This is a genomic window from Streptomyces sp. NPDC058307, assembly GCF_042880295.1.
In the GTDB taxonomy this organism is placed as follows: domain Bacteria; phylum Actinomycetota; class Actinomycetes; order Streptomycetales; family Streptomycetaceae; genus Streptomyces.
In genome coordinates, this window is record NZ_JBHVYZ010000043.1 from 43,243 (window position 1) to 65,873 (window position 22,631).

At 69.2% G+C, this 22,631-nt stretch carries 18 protein-coding genes and 2 pseudogenes; 10 read left to right on the forward strand and 10 right to left on the reverse strand.

The genetic code is table 11. The features are described from left to right. Positions 1-46 precede the first annotated feature (46 nt). From ACFVYN_RS27555 to ACFVYN_RS27580, 6 genes are all read left to right on the forward strand, one after another. Complete coding sequence (locus tag ACFVYN_RS27555) at positions 47-436, forward strand: hypothetical protein (protein ID WP_390002891.1); 390 nt, start codon at positions 47-49, stop codon at positions 434-436. After that, complete coding sequence (locus tag ACFVYN_RS27560) at positions 433-975, forward strand: NUDIX hydrolase (RefSeq protein WP_390002892.1); 543 nt, start codon at positions 433-435, stop codon at positions 973-975. Before ACFVYN_RS27555 ends, ACFVYN_RS27560 begins: the two co-directional genes overlap by 4 nt. Before the next feature lie 386 nt (positions 976-1,361). Then, entirely contained in the window at positions 1,362-2,162 is an 801-nt protein-coding gene (gene dapF, locus ACFVYN_RS27565) for a diaminopimelate epimerase (RefSeq protein ID WP_390002894.1), read from the forward strand. Beyond that, positions 2,159-3,250, forward strand: a complete 1,092-nt coding sequence (locus tag ACFVYN_RS27570; protein WP_390002895.1) for an ATP-grasp domain-containing protein — start codon at positions 2,159-2,161, stop codon at positions 3,248-3,250. The genes dapF and ACFVYN_RS27570 overlap by 4 nt, the downstream gene beginning before the upstream one ends. A gap of 37 nt (positions 3,251-3,287) precedes the next feature. Continuing rightward, positions 3,288-3,812 (forward strand): C39 family peptidase, encoded by a 525-nt coding sequence (locus tag ACFVYN_RS27575; protein WP_390002896.1) that lies wholly within the window; start codon positions 3,288-3,290, stop codon positions 3,810-3,812. Beyond that, entirely contained in the window at positions 3,812-4,174 is a 363-nt protein-coding gene (locus ACFVYN_RS27580) for a glutamate ligase domain-containing protein (protein WP_390002898.1), read from the forward strand. Before ACFVYN_RS27575 ends, ACFVYN_RS27580 begins: the two co-directional genes overlap by 1 nt. Before the next feature lie 74 nt (positions 4,175-4,248). On the opposite strand, the gene ACFVYN_RS27585 is transcribed toward ACFVYN_RS27580, so the two are convergent. The 4 genes and pseudogenes from ACFVYN_RS27585 to ACFVYN_RS27600 all read right to left on the reverse strand — a co-directional run. After that, on the reverse strand, positions 4,249-5,454 hold the full coding sequence (locus ACFVYN_RS27585) for a hypothetical protein (protein ID WP_390002900.1): 1,206 nt from the start codon (positions 5,452-5,454) through the stop codon (positions 4,249-4,251). 463 nt (positions 5,455-5,917) lie between these two features. Further along, on the reverse strand, positions 5,918-6,553 hold the full coding sequence (locus ACFVYN_RS27590; protein WP_390002902.1) for a hypothetical protein: 636 nt from the start codon (positions 6,551-6,553) through the stop codon (positions 5,918-5,920). After that, positions 6,540-6,953, reverse strand: a complete 414-nt coding sequence (locus ACFVYN_RS27595) for a hypothetical protein (RefSeq protein ID WP_390002904.1) — start codon at positions 6,951-6,953, stop codon at positions 6,540-6,542. Before ACFVYN_RS27595 ends, ACFVYN_RS27590 begins: the two co-directional genes overlap by 14 nt. Before the next feature lie 426 nt (positions 6,954-7,379). Then, positions 7,380-7,534, reverse strand: a pseudogene (locus ACFVYN_RS27600) (DUF4287 domain-containing protein); the annotation flags it as partial. 213 nt (positions 7,535-7,747) lie between these two features. Here ACFVYN_RS27600 and ACFVYN_RS27605 point away from each other — a divergent pair. After that, positions 7,748-11,719, forward strand: coding sequence for a hypothetical protein (locus tag ACFVYN_RS27605; RefSeq protein ID WP_390002907.1), 3,972 nt, complete (start codon positions 7,748-7,750; stop codon positions 11,717-11,719). Positions 11,720-12,066: 347 nt separating this feature from the next. Here the strand turns inward: ACFVYN_RS27605 and ACFVYN_RS27610 are convergent. Beyond that, positions 12,067-12,159: pseudogene (locus ACFVYN_RS27610) on the reverse strand (haloacid dehalogenase); the annotation flags it as partial. A gap of 720 nt (positions 12,160-12,879) precedes the next feature. On the opposite strand from ACFVYN_RS27610, the gene ACFVYN_RS27615 reads away from it, so the two are divergent. Both ACFVYN_RS27615 and ACFVYN_RS27620 read left to right on the forward strand, forming a co-directional pair. Next, a complete protein-coding gene (locus ACFVYN_RS27615) occupies positions 12,880-14,301 on the forward strand; it encodes an ATP-binding protein (RefSeq protein ID WP_390002910.1) in 1,422 nt (473 codons plus the stop codon). Between the two features lie 318 nt (positions 14,302-14,619). Continuing rightward, positions 14,620-17,046 (forward strand): helicase-associated domain-containing protein, encoded by a 2,427-nt coding sequence (locus tag ACFVYN_RS27620; protein WP_390002913.1) that lies wholly within the window; start codon positions 14,620-14,622, stop codon positions 17,044-17,046. Between the two features lie 185 nt (positions 17,047-17,231). On the opposite strand, the gene ACFVYN_RS27625 is transcribed toward ACFVYN_RS27620, so the two are convergent. Continuing rightward, on the reverse strand, positions 17,232-18,011 hold the full coding sequence (locus tag ACFVYN_RS27625) for an SDR family NAD(P)-dependent oxidoreductase (RefSeq protein WP_390002916.1): 780 nt from the start codon (positions 18,009-18,011) through the stop codon (positions 17,232-17,234). Positions 18,012-18,042: 31 nt separating this feature from the next. Here ACFVYN_RS27625 and ACFVYN_RS27630 point away from each other — a divergent pair, with 31 nt between their 5' ends. After that, the gene (locus tag ACFVYN_RS27630; protein ID WP_390002919.1) at positions 18,043-18,885 is read left to right on the forward strand and encodes a DUF72 domain-containing protein; all 843 of its coding nucleotides are present in this window, start codon (positions 18,043-18,045) and stop codon (positions 18,883-18,885) included. On the opposite strand, the gene ACFVYN_RS27635 is transcribed toward ACFVYN_RS27630, so the two are convergent. From ACFVYN_RS27635 to ACFVYN_RS27650, 4 genes are all read right to left on the reverse strand, one after another. Then, positions 18,851-20,692 carry a copper resistance CopC/CopD family protein gene (locus ACFVYN_RS27635; protein ID WP_390002921.1) on the reverse strand — a complete coding sequence of 614 codons (1,842 nt, stop codon included), beginning with the start codon at positions 20,690-20,692 and terminating at the stop codon, positions 18,851-18,853. The genes ACFVYN_RS27630 and ACFVYN_RS27635 overlap by 35 nt on opposite strands. Positions 20,693-20,815: 123 nt before the next feature. Next, complete coding sequence (locus tag ACFVYN_RS27640) at positions 20,816-21,559, reverse strand: SDR family NAD(P)-dependent oxidoreductase (protein ID WP_390002923.1); 744 nt, start codon at positions 21,557-21,559, stop codon at positions 20,816-20,818. Next, a complete protein-coding gene (locus tag ACFVYN_RS27645; RefSeq protein ID WP_390002925.1) occupies positions 21,556-22,023 on the reverse strand; it encodes a cupin domain-containing protein in 468 nt (155 codons plus the stop codon). Before ACFVYN_RS27645 ends, ACFVYN_RS27640 begins: the two co-directional genes overlap by 4 nt. Then, positions 22,013-22,624, reverse strand: coding sequence for a GNAT family N-acetyltransferase (locus tag ACFVYN_RS27650; protein ID WP_390002928.1), 612 nt, complete (start codon positions 22,622-22,624; stop codon positions 22,013-22,015). Before ACFVYN_RS27650 ends, ACFVYN_RS27645 begins: the two co-directional genes overlap by 11 nt. Positions 22,625-22,631: the final 7 nt, after the last annotated feature.

Genomic DNA, 22,631 nt, shown 5'->3' on the forward strand with positions numbered 1-22,631 from the left:
TAGCGTTACTGGCACGGCCGGAAACGCGTATTGAAGGGGCGAGACGGTGATCACTGTGGCAAGTAGTGGCAAGGCATCGAGAGCAACCGACAGCGCGGGTACCGAAGTTCTCCCAGTCGCCATCGAGACCATTTCGGAGAGCACCGAGGCAGCCCTCTCCATGCAGATGGCCACCTCCACCCGCAAGGACATGAACACATCCCTGCCGGAGATCATCGGACACCTCAACCTTCTACTCGGTGAGGATCTGGGGGCAGACGAGGACCAGGACGTGCGGGACCTGCTCCGCAAGGGATACCGACTCCTCGACCTGCAGAACCGGCCGACCGCGGAGACCCCGTCGTTCGGCGTCTTCATCTACCTCCGGGATGCCGCCGACGTCACGCGAAGGCTCCTGTGGATCTACACACAGCGCCACGGGCTCGGTGCCCCGTGAGTATCCGGGAGGACCAGATCGTCCGGGAGCTGTCCCACTACATCTACGAGCACCCTGACGAGCAGATGGCGCTGATGCCGGTGTACGACGCCGCCCGCGACCACGCACGGCGCGGAACCTGCACCCACAGCCGGCGCTGCCCCCTCGTGACGACGGGCGCGGTCGTCGTCGACGAACACAATCGCGTCCTGTCCCTGCGGCATGGAGGAGCCTTCGCCCTAGCCGAAGCAGAGCCGGAGGAACAGGACAACTCGCTCGGAGGTTCAGCCCTACGTCTACTGGCCGAGGCGGTCGGCATCCGGGACGTGTGGACGGAACCCGACAGCGATGGCCCCTTCCTGATCGACGTGACCAGAGCGGGGCACCACAGGTACGGCCCCCGCCTCCGGATCGGCTTCAGATACCTCTTCCGGGCCCACTCCGGCGCCATCGCTCCGATGGTGATCGGAGCCGGCGCAGCGGCCTGGATGCCCCTCGGGGAGATCGGTATCCCATCAGTCCGCGACCGCCTTCACGACCACCTGGTCGGCGCCCCGTGAGCCCCCGGAAGCAACAAGTCTGCTACGTGGCAAGCCTCTTGGCACTCGGCGGCTCGATCCTCCTTGCCATCTGGAGAGGCTGAATGTACAAGCACCGCACCACCGAACCGACCTCCGTGCCTCCTCCCCTCGACACCATCCCCGGTTACAGGCAACCAAGCGATGTCCACATAGGCGATTTCGTTTTCCTCGACGGGTCGTACCTGCGGGTCCGCGACATGAGGTCCGCAGGCACCGCGGGGCGCCGGGTCCTGATCTTCGACGGGCACTCCCCGTGGGTCATGAGGGAGTCGGCCACCACGTATCGGCCCGTCGAACTCCTCTGACCCGAAGCCCCATTCAGCCGTCACGAGAACTGTCACCTCACGCCAGCGAGGAGCTTCGCCATGCGCTTCCGCAAGATCCACGGAGCGGGGAACGACTTCGTCCTGTTATCCGACCCCGCGCCGGACGGCGAGAAAAACTGGCCAAAGGAGGCCGAGCGCCTCTGCGCCAGACGAACCGGCGTAGGCGCGGACGGCCTCGTCATCAGCAGCCTGATCAGCATCAGCCCGGTCGTCCTCGAAGTCGGCTGCTTCAACGCTGACGGCTCGATCGCGACGATGTGCGGTAACGCTCTGCGGTGTACTGCCTGGGCCGCCCACCACGACCACGGCTTCCGCGAGATGAGCCTCCGCATGGCGGGGGTGATGCACGAGGCGATCGTGAGCGATGACTCCGTGTGGGTCACCGCCGAGGTCGGCGCGGTCCACCCCCGACGCGTTCAGACCATCATCAACGGCAAGCCCACTTGGTTCGACAGCGCCCACACCGGCACCGAACACGTCGTCGCCATCGTGGACGACGTGGACGCCATCGACGCGGTACTCGTCGGACGCCTCATCCGCCACCACGCCGACCTTGCCCCGCTGGGGACGAACGTCAACTTCGTAGAGGCCGCCGGCAGGCAAGCGCTGAAGATCCGCACCTACGAGCGCGGCGTCGAGGCGGAAACTCTGTCATGCGGGAGCGGAGCCGTCGCGGCCGTAGTCATCGCCACCCTGCGCGGACTCGTATCGCCGCGTGCCGTCACCGTCCACAACCGCGCCGGGGAGCCGCTCACGGTCCGGCCACATCCCGACCGGCCGAAGTGGACCCACTGGGTCGGCGGACCGGTCACCAACACCTTCGAAGGGGTCCTCGCATGACTCAGTTCCTCGGCTCCAGCTCTGGCCTCGCGGTACAGGAAGCCGCCCAGGACCTTCGCGCCTGGCAGCGCGACCACGAGGGCCTCGGTGTCGCCCTCGTATACGGGCCGGTGTCAGCAGAGGACCGGCTCTACCATTCGAAGTGCCCCGTGGATCAGCGTTCCGTGACTGCCCTGTCCGAGGCTCTCGACGACATCGGTGCCCGCTGGAAAGTGCTGAACCCCTGCGAGCCGGACTTCATCACGGAGTTGGCCGGGTACGACGTGGCCCTCTCGAACCTTCACGGCCCGTACGGGGAAGACGGGAGGCTGCAGGGCCTGCTCGACTACCTGCGCGTGCCGTACTGCGGCAGCGGAGTCGCAGCGTCCGCGGTGGCCGCCGACAAGATCCTGTGCAAACGCGTGATGCTGAGCCTCGGCATCCCCACGCCGGGATGGTGGGTGTGGTCCGGCGGCCCGATGCACTGGAACGGGCAGGCAGCGATGGTCAAACCGCCCTTCGGCGGCTCCAGCGTGGGCATGAGCCTGGTACGCGAACAGGCGGACCTTCCCAGGGCGCTGGCGGACGCTGCCGGCGAGGAAGGCGACGCCGTACTGGTCGAGGACTACCTGACCGGCGTACCACTAACCGTGGGACTCCTGGAACTACCCGGAGGCGCGGTCGTCGTACTTCCCCCGCTGGCCACCGAAGCCACCGAGGCGGAGTTCTACGACGCCGACACGAAGCTCGACGTGGAGTCGAGGGGCGCCGTAGCCGTACGGGCAGCCGAGCCGTCACCCGAGGTACTGGCCAAGGTCACCGAGTACGCCACGACGCTGTGGGACGGGCTCGGGTTGCGGGGATCGGCGCGCGTCGACTTCATCCTCACCGAGGACGACCAGCCGTACGTGCTGGAGGTCAACAGCACGCCGGGCATGTCCCGTGACAGCAACTTCGTGGTGGGCGCCGCGATGGTCGGACTCACGCACACAGATGTCGTAGTGGCGATGTTGCACGAGGCGTTGACCCGACCGCCATACGATGTTCCTCTGCCCACTCCCGCGTTCTCCAGCACCACACTGACTCGGGAGGCTGCCGTCTCACCGTAGGAGCCCGCCCACTGTGTCGCGCGTCCACGATGTCCCCATGTGCCGACAGCTCATCGCCCCCGAGGAATGGGATCTGCACGGAGGATGGGCACTCGGGGACAGGCTGGAATGGTCCAACCGGGCGTGCGGCCTGGCGTCGCTGAGAATGATCCTCCTCGCCTACGGACGCGCGGCACCCACGGTCACGGAGCTACTGAAACTCGCGGCCAAGCACGAGGTCCTGACCCCGCGTGGAGCACTCCACGCGGGGATCGCGAGCCTGGCTACCGACCTCGGGGTCCCATCGACCGCCGAGCCGGTCCTGGTCGAAGACCTGACGAGGCGGCTCGACGACGCTCCGCTCATCGTCTCCGTGACCGAGCAGTTCCCCGACGACGGCCGGGCAGGCGGCCACCTCGTCATCCTTCGTGGCTACGAGGACGGCCCCGACCCGACGGCCCACTTCCGAGACCCGTCGGCCTGGGGCCAGACCCACGATCGAGTCCCACTCAGCCGCGTATCCGCTTCCTATACCGGCCGCGCGATCACCTTCGCGCCCCTCATTCACAACGGAGAGTCTTGATGACCGAGGCAGACGGCGACACGACCGAGGCCGCAGGCGGCCGGAGGATCGCCGTACTCGGAGAGATGCTGGAGCTGGGCGACGAGGCCGTCGAAGCGCACCGCGAGGTCGGGCGCATGGCGGCCGAGAACGGCGTCGATCTCGTCGTCGCGGTCGGCGACGCTCTCGCCAAGCAACTTGCCCTCGCGGCGGGAGCGGCAGGCGTACCGGACATCGCGATGGTCGGTGACAACGCCACCGCCGCCGCTTACCTGAAGTCCATCATCCGCCCCGGTGACGTCGTTCTGGTGAAGGCGTCCCGCGGCGGTCAGCTGTGGCAAGTCGCGCAGGCACTCACAGGACAGCCTGTTACGGGGTTGTGAGTCTTCCTCAATCCCAACGCGTGGCTCCACGCCCTGCCCGTCGACCTGAACGCCCCATCCACCCTTCAAAGCGGCTACGCCGCAGGCAATTCCTCGGAAGGTTCCGGTTCAGCTGACAGGCTGCCAATAGTGAGACCCAGCATAAGAGCCCCTTCGAGCGCCGCGAGGATGCTCAAGAGCTGACTCTTCTCCTCAGGCGTCCCGTAATCAGCGTGCTTCATCTTCTGCAACTGATTCCGAATGGAAACCAATGAAATAGCGATCACATCGTGGATAAAGTCGGGACCTTGACCATCATCGTTCTCGCTAGCCTCGCGTGGCATGATGGGGTCGCCGCCATAAACAAAGCATAGGGCTTCCGCACGCTTGGTCGGGCGCCTTTGCCCTTGCACTTCGTGCGTCAGATCTATCCCATCCGGAAGGTTGACATCCACCCAGGCCAGAACTTCTGCAGGCTTGAAGCTTTCTCGCATGATGCGATCAAGCAACTCGATGAGAGAGTTGGCGGCCTGGGAAACGCCGTCCTCCGAGAACCGAAGAGCGTCTCGCGCGCCTCGAATTTTCCTTACAAGCGGAGAATTTCTGCGCTCCACACGCTTGACCGAAGCCTCCGCCACCATGGAGCGAAAGCTGGCCACGAGGTCGTCTATGCCTTCTGGCGCCAGCGTCGCAAGATCAGATTCGTTCGCACCCGTCACTTCCATGGGAAGAGCGGCGAGGACCTTCTCCCCGAGGAAGTCGTCGAGCGACACCAGCATTTCGACGGCATTCACCGCGAGAACATTGGCTGACTGGACACCCTTGAGCTGATTTTGTGAAGAAATCTTGACAGCGTCATTCCATGCCACAACGAAAGGAGTGAGTGCGCGCACCCCGCGTCGAACGGCCAGCGCGACCACAGCGCCATCTTGCTTCAGGGAATCAATGAAGCGCTTATACGTTGCTGCCCCCAGAAGGCGCTCAGCGAAGCTGCTGTAGTTCTGATTCTTGAACCGCTCCGCCCAGCGTTGCAGCTGCTCACCTTCGCATTCATCAACGAAGGCTTGGACCATTTCCTTCAGCCGCTCTTCCGTAACCTCTGAAAAACAGTCTTCAACCCGTTCCTGCCACGGCCGCGGGTCACTGTCGTTGGTCAGCGCCTTGCACAGCGAGACGAAAGCCTCCATCAAGAGCACGGCAGATTCACTGATACGCAGTGTCTCGAGCAGCCCAGGATCCAACGTCCGCGTGCAGGCGGCAAAGCTGGACTGGTAGACGGTGACAGGTATGGGTTCTTGCACTGTGCCTCGCCTCACTCTGACAAGTACGCGCGCTCATCAAAGAAAGTACCGATGTACGCAACGATGCGGTACGGAATTTCGGACGGAGCTGCCGACAGAAACCGGCAGGGTCTCCTGTGAGTGGACTGTACGACACGCCACTGACATCGCTGAATGACCATCAGATACCCGTGCTGTGACTCGACATCGACCGGCTCAGCATCTGCTGGCGGGGCGCATCGATGCGCCGAGCAACTGGGACCGACCCGAGGACATGCCCGAAATCACGGGGTTGGAGGTGGGGAACGCAGGCATCCCGGTACTGGCAGAGCGGGCCGAGCTCGACGCAGCGAAGTTCCTCCAGCAGCTATGCGAGCTGTAGCAGCGTGTGCTTGAACACACCACGGCCTCTGGGAGATTGGCAGCGGCGCCCGCGCCATACGCCGGGCATCGCCTGCCTACGGTGAGCCCCGCCAGCCCGTGACTACGCCCTGGACCTCTTCGCCGCGGCGCGAGCCGAATTCGCGTTGGCGGCTGCGTTGAGTCGGGCCAGATGCGCGCGTTGCGAGACTTCGCCCCCGTAAGAGGACCAGCCGTACAGAGACGCAAGCAGTTCGGCTGCAACAGCTGCGGCTGCCGTCAAGCCGGCCATAGTCCTGGACATGGACGCAGGGGGCCTGGCAACCAACCGACCTCGGCTTTGCGCAGCCGTGATGGCACATTGCTCCGACCAGAGCTCGAAGACCTGAGCGAGACGGGCGAAAAAGGCGGCCGCCGCGGCCAAGCAGGCGTAGAAGGCGACGAGCCCTCCGCCGATGCGGGCAGCGATGCCCGGAGCCGGTTCATGGTCGGTCCAAGGCCAGCCCATGACCGCATAGACGACGGCCAGACCAGCCGAAGCGGAAACCCATGCAGCCACGATCAGAGATCCCAGGACGCCCTCGTAGTCATCCTCATCCTCGTCATCCTGCTCGGGCTGTCGCTTCGTCGGCGCCGGATTGCCGGACGTCTTCTTTCCGTAGGGCGGGAGAAAGACCTGCCAGAGGCCACCGTGGACGTCGCCGCCCACGAACGTGCCCGAGCCGTGGTTGTGCTGTTCCCGGTGCTCAGTGTCCGCCATCTGGCGCCCCGCCGTAGTTGAAGGCCAGGCCACCGTGGACGTCACCACCGATGAACGTTCCTGTTCCGGTGTTGTGCTGGTTCCAGACCTTCGAGGCCGCCGGAGTGGGCACCGCGAGTTCGTCCACCTCACTCATGGCGTCGTTGTGCTCGGCAAGGTATTGAGCGATGAGCTGCGCCCAGGCGGTCGCTGCGAGCGCCTGAACCTCTACAGAGGGTGAGGTGAGCTGCGCGGCGGTGTCATCCACTGCTTGGGCAGCCGCTCTCTGCTGATCCGGAGTGGCCAGGCGGAAGAAGTGCGCGACCTTCAGGCGCATCTTCTCAGCGCCCGACGTGGCTATGGCTGCGACGAGCGTGCCGGCCGCACCGGTGGCCACGGCCATTAATTCGGCGTCATACATGATCGAGATGTCTCCCCGTTCGTAGTGGCGTACCGCAGCAGAACCTACCGGGCACCACTGACACTCCGAGGGGACAATCCGCATACACAGACTCCGAGAGGGCCACGCACCCAGCCAGGCGACACCGGCTCCTGATCGGCACGTCGCTGCGGCTCGAATGCGGCGCCTGACCAGGTAGAACACCGGGGACCTTGGTCTCAGTTCTGGTCTCATTCGCCCCCGTCCGGCGCCGTTCAAGGGCGCCGCTGCCACCCTCTCCACCCCAGGTCAGAACGCCCCCGTCCCCCACCGAACCCCCAGACGAAGACTTGGAAAGCGTGTTGGGGGCAACCCCTCACGAGTTCGAATCTCGTATCCTCCGCCATTGCTCTCACCGGGCAATACGTCGAAGGGCCCCACCGCTTGCGGTGGGGCCCTTCGACGTTTGGCGTGGCCGTAGCCCAGGCCGTGTTCCGTCTTGAGCCAGGTGACCAGTCCCTGTGCTCGGTCAGGGGCGAGGCGCGGATGAGGTCCTTCCACTCCGCGATCGGTCGGCCGTACTTCTTCTCGATCGAGGTGAAGTAGCTCGCGGGGCCCTTCACGGGTTCGGCCGTGGCTGCGTTTCCGTTCGTCTGCGGCGTGGTGGTGCTGCCTGTACGACCTGGACCGAGGCGCGAATACATCGGTCGGGAAGGCGTGATCCACGCCACAGTAAAGATCGAACGTCTGTCCTTGCCCCTCGTTAGAATTCGCTCGCCCCAAGAGCCCTCGTGAGCACCACAGGGACGGGGCCTGCGCTTTCCAGGGGGGAACGCATGCTTCACACGTCCATCAGGGAACAACGCCGAAGACGACACGCGTCCAGGGGGGCCACTTCGCTTCTCGCGCTGATCGTCGCCGTCCTGGCCTCGTTCACCGCACAGACCGGCACGGCTTCCGCCGTGGCCGTGCCGACCCCGAAGACCACGGCCGCGGCCTCCGGGCCCGCGACACCGAAGTCACCGAAGTCACCGAAGTCACCGAAGTCACCGAAGAAGAAGGCGGCTCCCGAGGCGCTGCACGCCACCGCCGCGCGCGAGATCGGCCGTAGCGACGCGGCCGACACCTGCTCCGGGGCGATTGAATCGGGAACGGTCTACACCTGCTCCGCCGGGCCCGAGGGCGGCGCGAGCTTCACCTTCGCCCTGCCGAACCCCGACGACCTGGTGTTCCTCCAGGTCGTCTCCACCGATGACCAGCCCCAGTACCCGACGCTCACCGCACCGGACGGTTCGACGGTCACCTGCGACCGGCCCGACGGCGCGTACGGGGCGGCACGGTGTCCGACGAGCCGGGCCGGTACGTACACCGTGCAGGCCGGGGCCGCGCCGAGTGGCTTCTCGGTGTCGTACACGGCTCTGCTGTCCGGCACTTCCTGCACCGCGGTCTCCAAGGACGACACCGCCCTCGGGGCGCCGAAGTCCCTCGCCGACACGCTTACCGCCGGGTCCGCCGGCCACTGCTTCGGCCTGCCGTCCGCCGCCGGGGACGTTCTGCGGAGCCATCTGTCCGCGTGGCAGGTGACCGGGACCGTCTACGACGCCACCGGCACGGAGGTCTGCACGACCCGTGAGAACAACGCCACGGACTTCGACTGCACCCTCAAGGGCAACGCACCGTTCCGTGTGCTGACGAACCAGTCGTACGCGGCGAGCATGGACTACAGCCTCACGTCGGCCCGCCTCTCCGCTCCCGCCGGCTGCCCCACCGTCCAGCCGCTGGCCTACGGCACGGTCCCGGACGCCACGTCCACCGCGCGCTGCCGCGTCCTGCACGTACCCGCCTCCGGGCCCTATCTCTTCGACACCGTCGGCGACAGCGTCTCCGGGAGCCTCTACGCCACCGACGGCACGTCCCGCTGCACCCCCACGCTGCTCGCCCCCTGCACCCTGACCGCAGGTGATTACACCTGGGCGCGCGACGGGCGCAGCAGCGCCCCGGCCGCCTTCGGGGTCCGGCTGTACGCGACGAACCTGACGCAGGGCTGCACCGCCGTACGCGACGACGGCTTCGCCTCCGGCGCGGTGAAGGGTGCCTTCGGCGGACCGGGCGAGCAGCAGTGTCTGTCCCTCCCGACGGCCACCGGCCACGGCCTCTACCTGATCGACCGGACACCGGACGGCGGAGTCAACCCGAGCTACCGAGTGTTCGACGCCAAGGGCATCGCGCAGTGCGACAACGACGACTCCCCGGTGATCTGCAAGCTGACCGGGACCGCCCCGTTCCACGCGGTGCTCTCGGGCTCCGCCGCAGGTGAGTACCAGCTCGCCGTCCAGGACACCGGGAAGACCGCGGGCTGCACGGCCTGGCCGCAGTCGGCGTTCGACGGCACCTGGGGCGTGTCGGTTCCGCTCACCAGCACGACCCAGGCCGTGTGCCTGGGCATCGCCGCCGACCAGCACTCCACCGCCGAGATGTTCGACTACACGAACAACACCAACAGGGTCAACGCCGCGGTGCGGGTGTTCGACGGCGCCGGCAACGAGCTGTGCACCACTGTCGGCGGCTCCACGACCACCTGCCGGTTCACGGCCGGTGTCGGCTACACGGCCCTGCTGACGGGCACCGGCGCCTCGGACACGTACAAGCTGGTCCGCCGGGACATCTCTTCGACGGCGAAGTGCGCCGCTCCGGCCTCGCTCACCGTCGGTGGAGCCTCCACGTCCTTCACCCTCGACTCCGCACTGGACAGCCGGTGTCTGCGTGTCACTGCAGCGGCCACGGACAAGCTCTGGATGTCCGCGCGGACCCCGACCGCCGCCCGGAACACGGGCGTGGTGCTGAAGGTGGTCGACGCCTCGGGCACGAGCGTGTGCCGGCAGTGGGGCGTCTCCTGCCGCGTCACCGGCTCGACCTCGTACATCGTCATCATCCTGGCCTCGGGGTACGACGAGACCCCCATTTCCGCACACGTCGACACCTGGCGCGTCGGCACCGCCTCGGGCTGGGCCCCGGAGTGCACGGCGAACAAGGTGTCCCCGCAGGGCTTTTCCGTGCGGAGCGGCATGTTCACCGAGTCCGCAACCGCGTACTGCGCCGTGATCCCCATGCAGCCGTCGCAGCGCTTCCAGGTGTACGGCACCCAGAGCAGCAGCACGGGCACCCCGTGGGTGAGCCTGCTGAGCACCACCCGCTTCGCCGGCGCGAGCGCCGACTACTCCTACCAGTGCAACGGTGACAACGCCGGTGTCTTCAGCTACTCCTGCCTCACCACCTCCAGCGCCTCCGCGGGCGACTACCTGATGCTGGTGAGCCCGTACCAGGCGGACACTCCGGTCGAGTACTCCATGCAGGGTGTCTGCAAGAGCGGCTGCACCACTCAGCCGAAGTCGGCCGACGTCACCTCGCTGGGCCCGACGAGCGGACCTGCCGGGACGTCCAACCAGGTTGTGCTGCACGGCGCGAACCTGACCCTCGGCACCCAGGTGGAACTCCGGTCCGGGGACGACTCCCGCACCGCCGAGCCGGTCTCCGTCAGCGCCGATGGCACCACGCTCACCGTGCGGCTCGGTACGTACGACCTCCCTCCGGGCGCGTACGACCTGGTAATCGACAACGTCGGGTACACATCCGGCATCCCGTCACCCGGCTACCTTCCGGGCGCCTACACCGTCACCGCCGCACCGGCGGCGACCCACAACCGCCTCGTCCCGGTCTCGCCGACGCGCTTCCTGGACACCCGCAACGGCACCGGCGCCCCCAGGGCACAGGTCGGCGCGGGCGGAATCGTCGAGCTCAAGGTCGCCGGGACGCACGGTATCCCCGCCACCGGGGTCACCGCCGTCGTCATGAACGTCACCGCCGTCCGGCCCACCGGCAACGGCCACGTCGACGTGTACCCCGCCGGTCAGCCGCTGCCGACCGTCTCCAGCGTCAACTACACGGCGCCGCAGACCATCGCCAACCTGGTGACGGTTCCCGTACGGAACGGATCGGTGGACCTGCGCAACAGTGCGGGCTCCGTCGACCTCCTCGCCGACGTCACGGGCTACTACGCGGAGGGGAGTTCAGGTTCGGCCTTGACGCCGGTCTCGCCGACGCGCTTCCTGGACACCCGCAACGGCACCGGCGCCCCCAAGGCGCGGATCGGCGCGGGCGGAATCGTCGAGCTCAAGGTCGCCGGGACGCACGGTATCCCCGCCACCGGGGTCACCGCCGTCGTAATGAACGTCACCGCCGTCCGGCCCACCGGCAACGGCAACGTCGACGTGTACCCCGCCGGTCAGCCGCTGCCGACCGTCTCCAGCGTCAACTACACGGCGCCGCAGACCATCGCCAACCTGGTGACGGTTCCCGTACGGAACGGTTCGGTGGACCTGCGCAACAGTGCGGGCTCCGTCGACCTCCTCGCCGATGTCACGGGATACTTCTCCGCCACCGGTTCGACCTTCACCCCGGCGGGCCCGCTGCGGCTACTGGACACACGCAGCGGACTGGGTGCCCGGCCCGGAGCCGTCGCCCCGGGCGGTCTGGTCAGCCTCCCGGTCACCGGTACGGCCGGCGTCCCCTCCTCCGGGGTCACGGCAGTGGTGCTCAACGTGACGGTCACGGCGCCTTCGGTCGGGGGATATCTGACGGTCCACCCGCACGGTCTGCCGGAGCCCGGGGTCTCGAACCTCAACTTCGGCGCAGGGCAGACTATTTCCAACATGGTCGTGGTGCCGGTGGTTGACGGACGAGTCACCTTCGCCAACCACACCGGTTCGGTCCAGGTGATCGCCGACCTGGCCGGGTACTACAGCAGCTGACCACCAGGTCGGGGGCGGGGCTCGCACCGCCCCCGACCGCTCCCTGTACACACCGAAACTGCCGCGCGCTCCGGCGAACGTCGGCCGGGCTGCGGTGTGCTCTCTGCTCGTGCGCTGATCCGGCGGGCGAGTGCGAGCGGGCCCACTGCGGCGAGGGCGCCCGCGGCGAGTGCCGTGCGCCCTGGTAGCGGCCGCGGGCGTGGACCGGGGCGAGGCCGGCGACGACCGAGGCGGCGATGCCGGCCTCGGAGTCCTCGCCCAGCGACCGGACGACCACCGACACCGCGAAGCGCGGTAGGCGTCGGCCCCATATCCGGAACGGATCATCCTCACCGAACCACTCCGCTTCCCGGCCGCGGCTCCTGGAACGTCTCCCGGTAACACCGCCCCTGCGCGATAACAGGCCCGAACATGGCCACGAACGTATGCCGCGGCACCCCAGCCAGTCCGACATGCCCTTCTGCCGATCAAGCTCATGGAACGGGAGGCAATCGTCCCGCTTGCCGATGACTCGAATCGCCATCCTCGGCGGCCATGGAGATCGGTTCCCCCCTCATCAAACACCCGCCTCCAAGGTCGGAGTCAACCTGCCAGGCAGCACGAAACGCGATGCGTCAAGTGGGGCCTGCCCAGGCAGAACGCGACCGTCTCTGGTCTCACTTCCGGTCTCATTCGCCCACGTTCAGGGCCGTTCAGAAGATCGCGTGCAAGGCGCTTCAGCGCAGTTCAGGACGTTCCTGATGTTCCGTGAACCTCTGGACGAAGACTTGGAAAGCGTGTTGGGGGCAACCCCTCACGAGTTCGACTCTCGTATCCTCCGCCAGTGCCTCACCGGGCACGATGTCGAAGGGCCCCACCGCGAGGTGGGGCCCTTCGTCGTTGTCCGTCTCCGTTTTCGGCGCGTGATCACCGCGCTGTGCATGACATCGGGCTGCTTGGCCAAGCCCGAGCCGTCCTCAACGACCCGGCACGTTATGGACCTCTGCCACCGAGCCGTGCGAGCCAGCGGCTGCCTCACACCAGAGCCGTCCCACCTTGAAGCCTGGTGACACTGCGGGACAGCGAAGGTGTCTTCACCCTCTCGCGCCTCCGCAGCACCGCTGCGTAGTAGCGGTTGAGATAGTATCTCTGTCGATACTATCTTCTGTGGGAGTATCCGCATGCTTCGTTTCATTGGGCGGGACCGGGAGCTGGGTGTCCTCCGAAACGCCTTCCAGGCAGTTCAGGACGCCGTCGGAGTACCGAAGCCAGGGCAGTGCATCCTCCTGCGCGGAAGGCGACGGGTCGGCAAGTCGAGCCTCATCGAGGAGTTCCTCCGGCGCACCGAGGCCCCGAACCTCTTCTTCACCGCGGCGGGCGGTACCGCGGAGGACGAACTGACGGAACTGCTCGATGCCGTGCTCCGCTCCACCCTGCCGGAGCGGGGACAGTTCTCGGAGGAGACTCCCGACCAGTGGAATGCGGCGTTCAGGCTGCTGGCCGAGGTCCTGCCCGACGACAGCCCCAGCGTGGTCGTCATTGATGAGGTCCCGTATCTCATGGACCGCATCGACGCCTTCGAGGGCATGCTCCAGCGGGCCTGGGATCGCCTGCTCAGCCGCAAGCCCGTACTCCTCCTCCTGGTCGGCTCCGATCTGTCGATGATGGAGAGGCTGAACAGCTACGACCGTCCCTTCCACCAACGGGGCCGGGAAATGGTCCTGGGGCCGCTGAACCCTGCCGACATCGGCGAGATGCTCGGACTTGAGCCGGCAGCCGCCTTCGACGCCGCCCTGGTCACCGGCGGGCTCCCGCTGATCTGTGCGGAATGGCGGCCGGGAGCCGGTGTCCGGGAGTTCCTCCGCGACTCGCTGGACAACCCGATCTCCGCGCTGCTGGTCTCCGCCGAGCGGTCGCTGGCCGCGGAGTTCCCACCGCAGGCGATGAGCCGGGAGGTCCTGCGGGCCATCGGATCCGGGGAGCGCACCTTCACCAACATCGCTCGTGCGGCCGGCGGCATCGCCCACACCACGCTCACCCGAGCCACGGACGTTTTGACAGAGAAACGGGTGGTGGCCGCCGAGCTACCCCTTTCCCTGCGACCGTCCAAGGAACGTCGCTACCGAGTGGCCGACCCCTATCTGCGCTTCTGGCTCGCGTTTCTGGATCCCCACATGGCGGAGATCGAGCGAATGCGGGGAGATCTCACACTCGGCCGGATCAAGGAGCAGTGGACAAGCTGGCGGGGGCGCGCGATCGAACCCCTCGTCCGGGAATCCCTCGCCCGCCTCCTGCCGGACGCGGATCTGCCTGCCGCCCCGGCGATCGGCGCGTACTGGACCCGCAGCAACGACATCGAAATCGACCTGGTGGGTGCCGACCGGCAGCCGGTGGCCAAGCAGTTGCTCTTCCTCGGCTCGGTCAAGTGGCTCGAGAACTCCACGTTCGACAGCCACGACCTTGCCGCGCTGCAGAAGCACCGGGCGGCGATCACCGACGAGCCCGTGCCGCTCGTGGCGGTCTCCCGCAGCGGAGTGAGCTGTTCAGGGCTCCAGGCGGCGTACGGCCCCGAGGAACTGCTCAGCGCCTGGCGCAGGGCGTAAGCAGTAGCTGGGCTCCTGCGGTTGCAGGTCAAGTTGCAGGTCTAGTTGCAGTTCCAGTCACAGTTCTGGTTTCAGTTCCCGTTGCGTTCACCTGTCCAGCCCCGGCCAGGCAACATCCAGCCCCACGCCTCGCCGCAGGTCAGAACATCTGCACACGCCATCGAACACCCAGGCGAACATATGGACGGCGTTCGCCGTTCCTCAGGTGGCTTCGGAGGTACGGCGTCCGCGGATCATGGAAGTGCGCCATCCTTGACCTCGGCGTCGAAGCGCATTCGGCCCGCCTGTGACGTTCCCTCTCTGTCGAGGTGCACCCTCATGACGTCCCGATCGACGCTCACGACGTGGTTGAGCGAACTCGACGGTTCCCGCCTGGCACGCGTACTCGCCCTGCGGCCCGACGCGGCCGCCTCCCCGGAACCACGCACGGTGGGGGAACTGGCGGACCGTCTCCAGCGTCCGGGGTCCGTGGCACTCGTCCTGCCCCAGCTCACGCTGCCGTGCCTGCAGGCCGCCGAGGCGCTGGCGGCCCTGGGAACAGGGGCGACCCGGGACAGCCTCGCGGAGTTGCTCGGCTCGACGTCCCCCGCGGCGGTCCACGCGCTGGACGCGACCCTGGAAGCGCTGTCGGACCGGGCACTCGTGTGGCCCGACGGCAACGGGGCACTCCGGATGGCCACCCCCTTGCGGCAGGCGTGGAGCACACCCCTGGGACTCGACGCCCCGCTGGAAGAGCTGCTGGCCGGCACCACCTCGGAGGAGCTGCGCGGCATGCTGGCGGCCCTGGGAATCAAGCCACCCGGCACCAAGCAGCAGCGACTCGCGGCTCTGGTGGAGCATCACAGTGCCGCGGAACGGGTCGCCGCGCTGGTGGCGGGGGCACCGGCAGTCACACGGAAGGTGCTCGAACAGAGCGCCGGGGTCACGCCGAGTCAGTCGATGTCCGTCATGTTCGGGGCTCCCGGCAGCGACCTGCGACCAGGCGCCCGGTGGGCGCTCGACCGCGGGCTTCTGCTCCAGGACCCTCACCGGTACGGGGCCGTCCGGATGCCGGCCGAGGTGGCCCTGGCTCTGCGGGGCCCCGGATGGCACGCTCCCTTCGAACCTCTGCCGCCCGTCCCGCAGTTGGTGCCCGTCACCTCCTCAGATGTGGAGCGGGAGGCCGCGGTGGCCGCCACCGCGTTCGAGGCCCAGGCCGCCTCCGTCCTTTCGGCGTGCGCGGCGGCTCCACCGGCCCGGCTGAAGTCGGGTGGGATCGGCGCGCGTGAACTGTCCCGGCTCGGCAAGGCCGCGCGGGCGGACGACACGGTCGTACGCATGGCCCTGGAGACCGCGTACGCCGCCGGACTGCTGGCCCGCGACGGTGATCGCGTGGTTCCCACCGAGGCGTACGACGCCTGGGCCGAGCAGGAGCCCGCGGAACGGCTCGCCGTACTGCTGCGGGCGTGGCGGGATCTGCCGCTCACCCCCACCCGCGCGCGGGACGAAGACGACAAGGCGCTGCCCGCGCTCGCCGGTGCGCCTGACTGCGGCGGCTGTCTGCAGGCCCGCCACGGGCTGCTCAGCGCGGCAGCGGGGCTCCCGGCGGGACAGGGTGCGAAGGTCGCTTCGGAGCTGGGGCCGCTCGTGGCCTGGCACCGTCCGCTCGCCGACGACGCCTCGCCCCGGGACACGGCACCGTTCAGCACGGTGATCCGCGAAGGGGAACTGCTGGGCGTGCTGGCACGGGGTGCGCTGTCCCCGCTCGGTGCCCACCTGGCGTCCCACGCCGACCAGGAGCTGGACAGCACGGCCCGGCGGCTGCTTCCCCCTGCCACCACGACGGCCCGGATCGGTGCCGACCTCACGGCCGTCGTCCCCGGCACCCCGTCCGCGCGACTCGCCGCGCTGCTGGATTCGACGGCCGAACGGGAGACCAGTGGCACGGCGTCGGTATGGCGCTTCAGTGCCGGCAGTATCCGCCGGGCCCTGGACGCCGGCCGCACTCCGGACGAGATCACAGCCGACCTGGCAGCCGCCTCCTCCACGGCCCTGCCCCAGCCGCTGACCTATCTCATCGCCGACACCGCACGAGGCCACGGCCGGGTGCGCATCGCCCCCGCGGCCTGTGTCGTCCACGGCGACGAACCCGCGCTCCTGGCCGAACTCGCCGGCCATCGCGCCCTGTCCGAACTCGCCCTGCGGCAGCTCGCCCCGACGGTCCTGGTCAGCGGCAGCCCACCCGCGACGACGCTCGCCGCGCTCCGGGCCGCGGGCTACGCCCCGGTCGCCGAGTCCGCAGCGGGAACGGTACGCGTCGAAAAGCACCTGCCGCAGAGGGCCGCCGCCGTCCCGGCCCCGCGCAGGAACCCCGGGCGGGGCGCTTCCCGGACCACCACGGTCCCCACCTCGGCCATGCACGCCGACGCCGGGACGGACGCCCTGGCCGACCGGCTGCTCAAGGCCCCGCCGACCGCGCCGGAACCCGATCCGTTCGGTACCGGGGTGCCCTTCGGCACGGACACCGAGGAGATCGTCGCCGGATACGCGAAGCACCTGTCGTACAGCGACGTCCGCCAGGTCGCCCATGCCATCGACACCGGTGCGGCCATCACGGTCGAGTACGTCGCCACCTCGGGCAACCGGACCGTACGCACCCTCAGCGCCCTGGAACTCGACCCGCCCTACCTCGAGGCCTGGTGCCACCTGCGCGAAGCGGAACGCGTCTTCACTCTCTCCCGCATCCATGGCGTGATGCCCGCGTAGGACTCGGCGACCAGGACCGGACGGCAGAGAGGCGGACGATGGTTGCCCGGTGGTGCAACGCGGTGCGGGCCATGTCCTGCCCGACGGACGGTCGCTGCTTCGCCGGTTGACACCCGAGATCCGGCACCCGAAGGCCCGCCCGGCCCAGCCCTTCCGCGCCCCGGCCCAGCCCGCCGCGCCCCGGCTCAGTGCACCGACAACCCGCCGTCCACGAAGACCGACTGACCGGTGACATAGGCCGAGGCCCGGCTCGCCAGGAACACCGCCGCGCCCGCGAAGTCCTCCGGGACGCCGTTGCGGCCGGTCATCGTGCGGGCGGCCAGGGAGGCGACCTGCTCCGGGTCGTCGGCGAGGCGGGAGTTGAGGGGGGTCAGGACGAAGCCGGGCACGAGGGTGTTGCAGGTGACGCCGTGCGGAGACCAGGCCTCGGCCTGGGAGCGGGCCAGGGACTCCAGGCCGCCCTTGGAGACGCCGTAGGCGCCGCTGCTGACGAAGGCGCGGTGGGCCTGCTGGGACGTGATGTGGATGATCCGGCCGAAGCCGCGCTCGGCCATGCCGGGGCCGAAGCGCTGGCCCAGGAGGTAGGGGGTTTCCAGGTTGACCGCCATGGTGGCGTCCCACACGTCGTCGCTGAGCTCGGCCATCGGTGGACGCAGGTTGATCCCCGCGGAGTTGACCAGGATGTCCGGCTCACCGAACACAGCGGCTGCCGCCTCCGCCGCCGTACGGACACCAGCCCGCGTGCTCAAGTCGCCGCTCACCCAGGCCGCCCGGCAGCCGTCGGACGTCAACTCCTCGACCACTGCGGCCAGTTCGGGCTCCCGTCGGGCCACGATCACCACACTCGCGCCCGCCCGCGCCAACGCCCCCGCGATCGCCCTGCCGATGCCCGAGCTCCCGCCCGTCACGAGCGCCACCCGGCCGTCCAGCGAGAAGAGTTGGGAGAGATACGCCTGGGAAGTCATGCCCGCACCCTAATTCGGTACCCGGGCCCCCATGACCCGCATTCTCGTCGGCACATGCTCCTGGACCGATCCCGCGCTCGTCCGCAGCGGCTGGTACCCGCCGGGGCGGCGGGACGCCGAGGGGCGGTTGCGGTACTACGCCGAGCGGTTGCCGGTGGTGGAGGTGGACGGCACGTTCTACGCCCTGCCCAGCGAGCGCAACAGCCGTCTGTGGGCGGAGCGTACGCCCGCCGGGTTCGTGTTCGACGTCAAGGCGTACGCACCGCTCACCGGGCATCCGGCGAAGCAGACCGCCCTCGTGGACGTCCCCCTGGACGAGGTGTGGGCGCGGTTCGCCGCCGGGATCGAGCCGTTGCGGGAGGCCGGACGGCTCGGCGGGGTGCTGTTCCAGTTCCCGCCGTGGCTGCGGCCGGGGGCGCGGGCGGAGCGGTTCCTGGAGGAGACCGCGGAGCGGACCGCCGGGTGGCCCGTCCACGTGGAGTTCCGGCATCCGTCCTGGTGGGAGGAGGGGCAGCACGACCTCACCTGCGCGCTGCTCGCCAAGTACGGCTTCGCCGCCGTGGCCGTGGACATGCGCCAGGGGCTGCCCGCCTCCCTGCCGCCGGTCACCCCCGTCACCGCGCCCCGGCTGTCCGTCGTGCGCTTCCACGGACGCAGCTCCTCCTGGGGCCGCGGCAGCAAGGAGGACCGTTTCCGGTACGACTACACGCGCGCCGAACTCGCCGAGTGGGTACCGCGGTTGCACGCGCTGGCCGAGCGGTCCGACGAGCTCCACGTGCTGTTCAACAACTGCTGCGGAGCGGCCGCCGTGCACGCCGCCGAGACCATGGCGGACCTGCTCAGCCCACGATCCGCACCGTCTTCGTCACGCTGATCTGGTCGACGTCGGAGACCCTGATCGTCGCCTTCATCCGCCAGTCGCCCGCGAGGGGGAGGGTGAGGTCGTTCGTGCCCCAGTAGCCGCCCAGGTTCTTCAGCCCGGCGTCGATCGGGCCGATCTGCTTGGCCGGGAGGGTGAAGGACAGCCGCAGTTCGGGGATCGTGGCGAGGCCGCCGTCGGCCGCGTAGACCATGGCCTGGACCGAGTTGTCGCCGGTGCGGCCCGGGTCGAGGGTGATCTGCACCTTGCCCGTGGCGCCGCCCACTGCGAAGGGCACGTTGATCAGGGACGCGGCGGGCAGTCCGCCCGTGGCCGGGCCCGCCTCGGCCGCCTCGGCCTGCGCCCGCCCGGGCAGCGTGCCGCTCAGTACGGTGCTCAGCACCAGGACGACGACTCCGACGGCCACTTCGGCGAGGACGGAACGGCGCAGGCCGTGGCGGTAGGCCGGTGCGCTCGGTGCCATGGGGGCGATGGGTGCGACAGGTGCGACAGGTGCGACGGGTGGGGCCGGGCCGGGGGTCACGGGGACCGGTTCCGAGGACGATCCCCCCACCCGCTCCGGCACCTTCTCCCGTACGACCGCCTCCGCCTCCGACTTCGGCTCCCGTTTCGCCTCGGCCGCGGCCTCGGCCGTGACCGTCACCAGCCGTCCCGTCCAGCGCCGCGACAGCCGTGCCGCCGCCAGCAGCAGCGTCACCGCGAGGAGCTTGAGGACGAGCAGATGGCCGTACGTCGTGCCGGTGACCGCGCTCCAGGAGCCGAGGCCACGCCAGGACTGGTAGACGCCGGTGCCGACGAGGACGGTGACGGAGACGAAGGCCAGCCGGGAGAAACGGGCGACGACGGCGGCCGGGACGTCGGACGGGGCCCGGTGCAGCAGGGTGAGCAGGGCCGCGAGACCGCCCAGCCAGACGGCCATCGCCAGCACGTGCAGCACCGCGGAGGTCATCGCCACCGGGACCTGGATCCCGGCGGACGCGTGTTCGGCGGCGGCCCAGGTCAGCGCGAGACCCACGGCGAGCGCGCCGCCCGCCGCCTGCCACGCGCGGGGCAGCCTCGACTCACCGAGCCGCAGCAGTCGTACGACGAAGAAGTAGCCGATGAGCAGCAGCGCGAGTCGGACCAGGAGGGCCTCACCGGGGCGGGTGGTCAGGGTGCGTTCGAAGGCCTTCAGCGAGAACGCGGCCGCCGGGCCCGCCCCCGACTCGTACGGCGCCCGCAGCACCAGCAGGAACACGGTCGAGCCGAGCAGGGTGCCCCAGCCCGCCCACAGGAGCCGGCGCAGCCGGGACGGCTCCGGGGGGCGGCAGACGGTGAGGAAGACGGCGGTGCCGATGAGCAGGGCCACGGCGAGGTAGGCCAGGTAGCGGCCCATGTTGAACAGGCTCTCCGTGGCCGGGTCCTCGGTCGGGCCGGTGTCCACGAACACGGTGGCCGGGGAGGGTTTGCCGACGGAGAAGGTGAAGGCGCCGGAGACCGGGTGGCTGTCGGCCGAGACCACCCGCCAGGCCACCGTGTAGGTGCCCTGGGCGAGTTTCGCGGGCAGGGAGACACGGGCGGTGTCCGAGCCGCCCGCGCCGTGTCCGGCGTCACCGGACTTCAGCCGCTTGCCGTGCGGGTCCAGCACCCGGAAGGAGTCGTCGAGCAGGCCGACCGACTCGGTGAAGGTCAGCGTGATGTCACGGGGGGCGGACTTGAGGACGGTTCCGTCCTCGGGGTCCGTGGCCTTGAGGGCCGCGTGGGCCGACGCCGCCCCCGCACCGCCGAAGAGGAGCAGGGCCAGCACGCTGCCCAGCAGCACCAGCCCTTGAAGTCCTCGCCTGCGCCGGCCTGCGCTGCTGCCTGCACGCTCACACCTCACGTCACTACTCCGTACCTGGGCTCGAGGTCTTCCCGATAGGTACGCACGCGAACGCCCGAGCGCTCACCACGTCGGCCGGGCGGACACCCCGCCGTCCACCACCAGGTCGTGCCCGGTGACCCAGGACGCGAGGAACACGCACGCGTCGGCCACGTCCTCGGGGCACCCGAGCCTGCCCAGGGGCGCCTTCCGCCGCCACCGCTCCACCCCCTCCGGCCAGGCCTGCGCCAGCCCCTCCCGGTCGATCAGCCCGGGCGAGACCGTGTTCACGCGGATGCCGCGCGGGCCGTACTCCAGGGCCGCCGACCGCGCGTGCGTCACGACGGCGGCCTTGGAGGCGGAGTAGTGGGCGTGCTCGGGAGCGGGCTGACGCGCCTCGATCGACGCGATGTGGGTCACGGATCCGCCCGGCCCCATGACCTCGGCCGCCGCCTGTGTACACGCGAAGGCACTGGTGAGGTTGGTGTCCACGACGTCCCGCCACTGCGCGGCCGTCATCCCGGGCAGCGGCCGGGTGGGCTGCACGCCCGCGTTGTTGACCGGGGCGGTCAGTCCCCCGCCCCGTTCCGCCGCCTCCCGGACCAGCCGGTGGCACGCGTCCTCGTCCCGCAGATCCGCCTCCGGTACGACGGCCCGGGCGCCGAAGTCCTCTATCCGGGCCGCCACTTCACGGGCCGCCGACGCAGCCGTACGGCAATGGAGCGCGACCGCGGACGCGCCCTGCTCGGCGAACCGCAGCGCGATGCCCCGCCCGATGCCGCCGCCCGCGCCCGTGACCAGGGCGACCTGGCCCTCCAGGAGTCTCATGGGCGGCACAGCCCCGCGATCCGAGCGGCCTCGGACGGATAACGCGCCGTCAGCTCCGCCGCGTCGCCGTGCTCGTAGTCCTCGTAGGTGAAGCCGGGGGCCATGGTGCAGCCGAAGAAGGTCCACGCGCCGCGGGTGCGGGCCCCCATCCAGGTGCCCGCGGGCACGGTCAGCTGGGGGTGCTGGCCGTCGCGTATGTCCGGGCCCAGGACGGTGGTGGTGGCCGTGCCGTCCGGGGCGAGGAGCAGGAGGTCCAGGGGGTCGCCGAGGTAGTGGTGCCAGATCTCGTCGCTGGGCAGGCGGTGCAGGGCCGAGTAGTCGTCCGAGGTCAGCAGGGCGACGATCGCCGTGCCGTGGGGCCTCCCGTCGGCGCGCTCCTGCCCCGCCCAGGTCTGCCGGAACAGGCCGCCCTCGCGGGGGATGGGTTCCATGTTGTAGTGGGCGACGAGGTCGTCAGGCGTCACCCGGAAAGGCTACCTCCCTTGTGAGGAAGGCGAGTTGGGCGTGCTTCTCGGGCAGATGCACGTCGGGGAGGTCGATCTCGGGCAGCACGACCGCGTCTCCGGCCACGAAACCCTGCTTCAGGAATCGGGCGATCGCCTTCTCGTTGCGCACGTCCGGATCGACCACGACCCGCCGCCGGTCCAGACCCAGCAGCACGTACGAGGCGACGGCACCCAGCAGCGCCGACGACCAGCCGGTCCGGGTGGCCCCCGACGTGGCGGGCGCGAGCAGCAGGTGGACGCCTATGTCGCCGGGGCGGACCTCGTAGCACTCGCTGACGCGGTCGGCCTCCGGCTCGTAGGTCTGCAGGAGTCCGACCGGTTCGCCGCCCTGCTCCAGCAGATACGCGTGGTGTGTGTCGATGCTGTCCAAGTGGACGTAGATCTCGGTCACTTGCTCCTGCGTGAGGCCGTTCATGCCCCAGAACGCGGCGCGCTCCTCACGCACCCAGGCGTGGACGGTCGCGGCGTCGGCGTGCGGCTCGAGCCGCAGGACGCGGACGGTGCCGAAGCCGTCGACGCGCTGGGTGTGGACCGCCGCCCGGGTGGGGATGTCGGACATCGCTCTC

Coding starts and splice junctions, on each gene's coding strand:
- dapF (WP_390002894.1), top strand. CDS start 1,362: ATGCGCTTCCGCAAGATCCACGGAGCGGGGAACGACTTCGTCCTGTTA.
- ACFVYN_RS27570 (WP_390002895.1), top strand. CDS start 2,159: ATGACTCAGTTCCTCGGCTCCAGCTCTGGCCTCGCGGTACAGGAAGCC.
- ACFVYN_RS27575 (WP_390002896.1), top strand. CDS start 3,288: ATGTGCCGACAGCTCATCGCCCCCGAGGAATGGGATCTGCACGGAGGA.
- ACFVYN_RS27580 (WP_390002898.1), top strand. CDS start 3,812: ATGACCGAGGCAGACGGCGACACGACCGAGGCCGCAGGCGGCCGGAGG.
- ACFVYN_RS27590 (WP_390002902.1), bottom strand. CDS start 6,553: ATGGCGGACACTGAGCACCGGGAACAGCACAACCACGGCTCGGGCACG.
- ACFVYN_RS27595 (WP_390002904.1), bottom strand. CDS start 6,953: ATGTATGACGCCGAATTAATGGCCGTGGCCACCGGTGCGGCCGGCACG.
- ACFVYN_RS27605 (WP_390002907.1), top strand. CDS start 7,748: ATGCTTCACACGTCCATCAGGGAACAACGCCGAAGACGACACGCGTCC.
- ACFVYN_RS27615 (WP_390002910.1), top strand. CDS start 12,880: ATGCTTCGTTTCATTGGGCGGGACCGGGAGCTGGGTGTCCTCCGAAAC.
- ACFVYN_RS27620 (WP_390002913.1), top strand. CDS start 14,620: ATGACGTCCCGATCGACGCTCACGACGTGGTTGAGCGAACTCGACGGT.
- ACFVYN_RS27625 (WP_390002916.1), bottom strand. CDS start 18,011: ATGACTTCCCAGGCGTATCTCTCCCAACTCTTCTCGCTGGACGGCCGG.
- ACFVYN_RS27630 (WP_390002919.1), top strand. CDS start 18,043: ATGACCCGCATTCTCGTCGGCACATGCTCCTGGACCGATCCCGCGCTC.
- ACFVYN_RS27640 (WP_390002923.1), bottom strand. CDS start 21,559: ATGAGACTCCTGGAGGGCCAGGTCGCCCTGGTCACGGGCGCGGGCGGC.
- ACFVYN_RS27650 (WP_390002928.1), bottom strand. CDS start 22,624: ATGTCCGACATCCCCACCCGGGCGGCGGTCCACACCCAGCGCGTCGAC.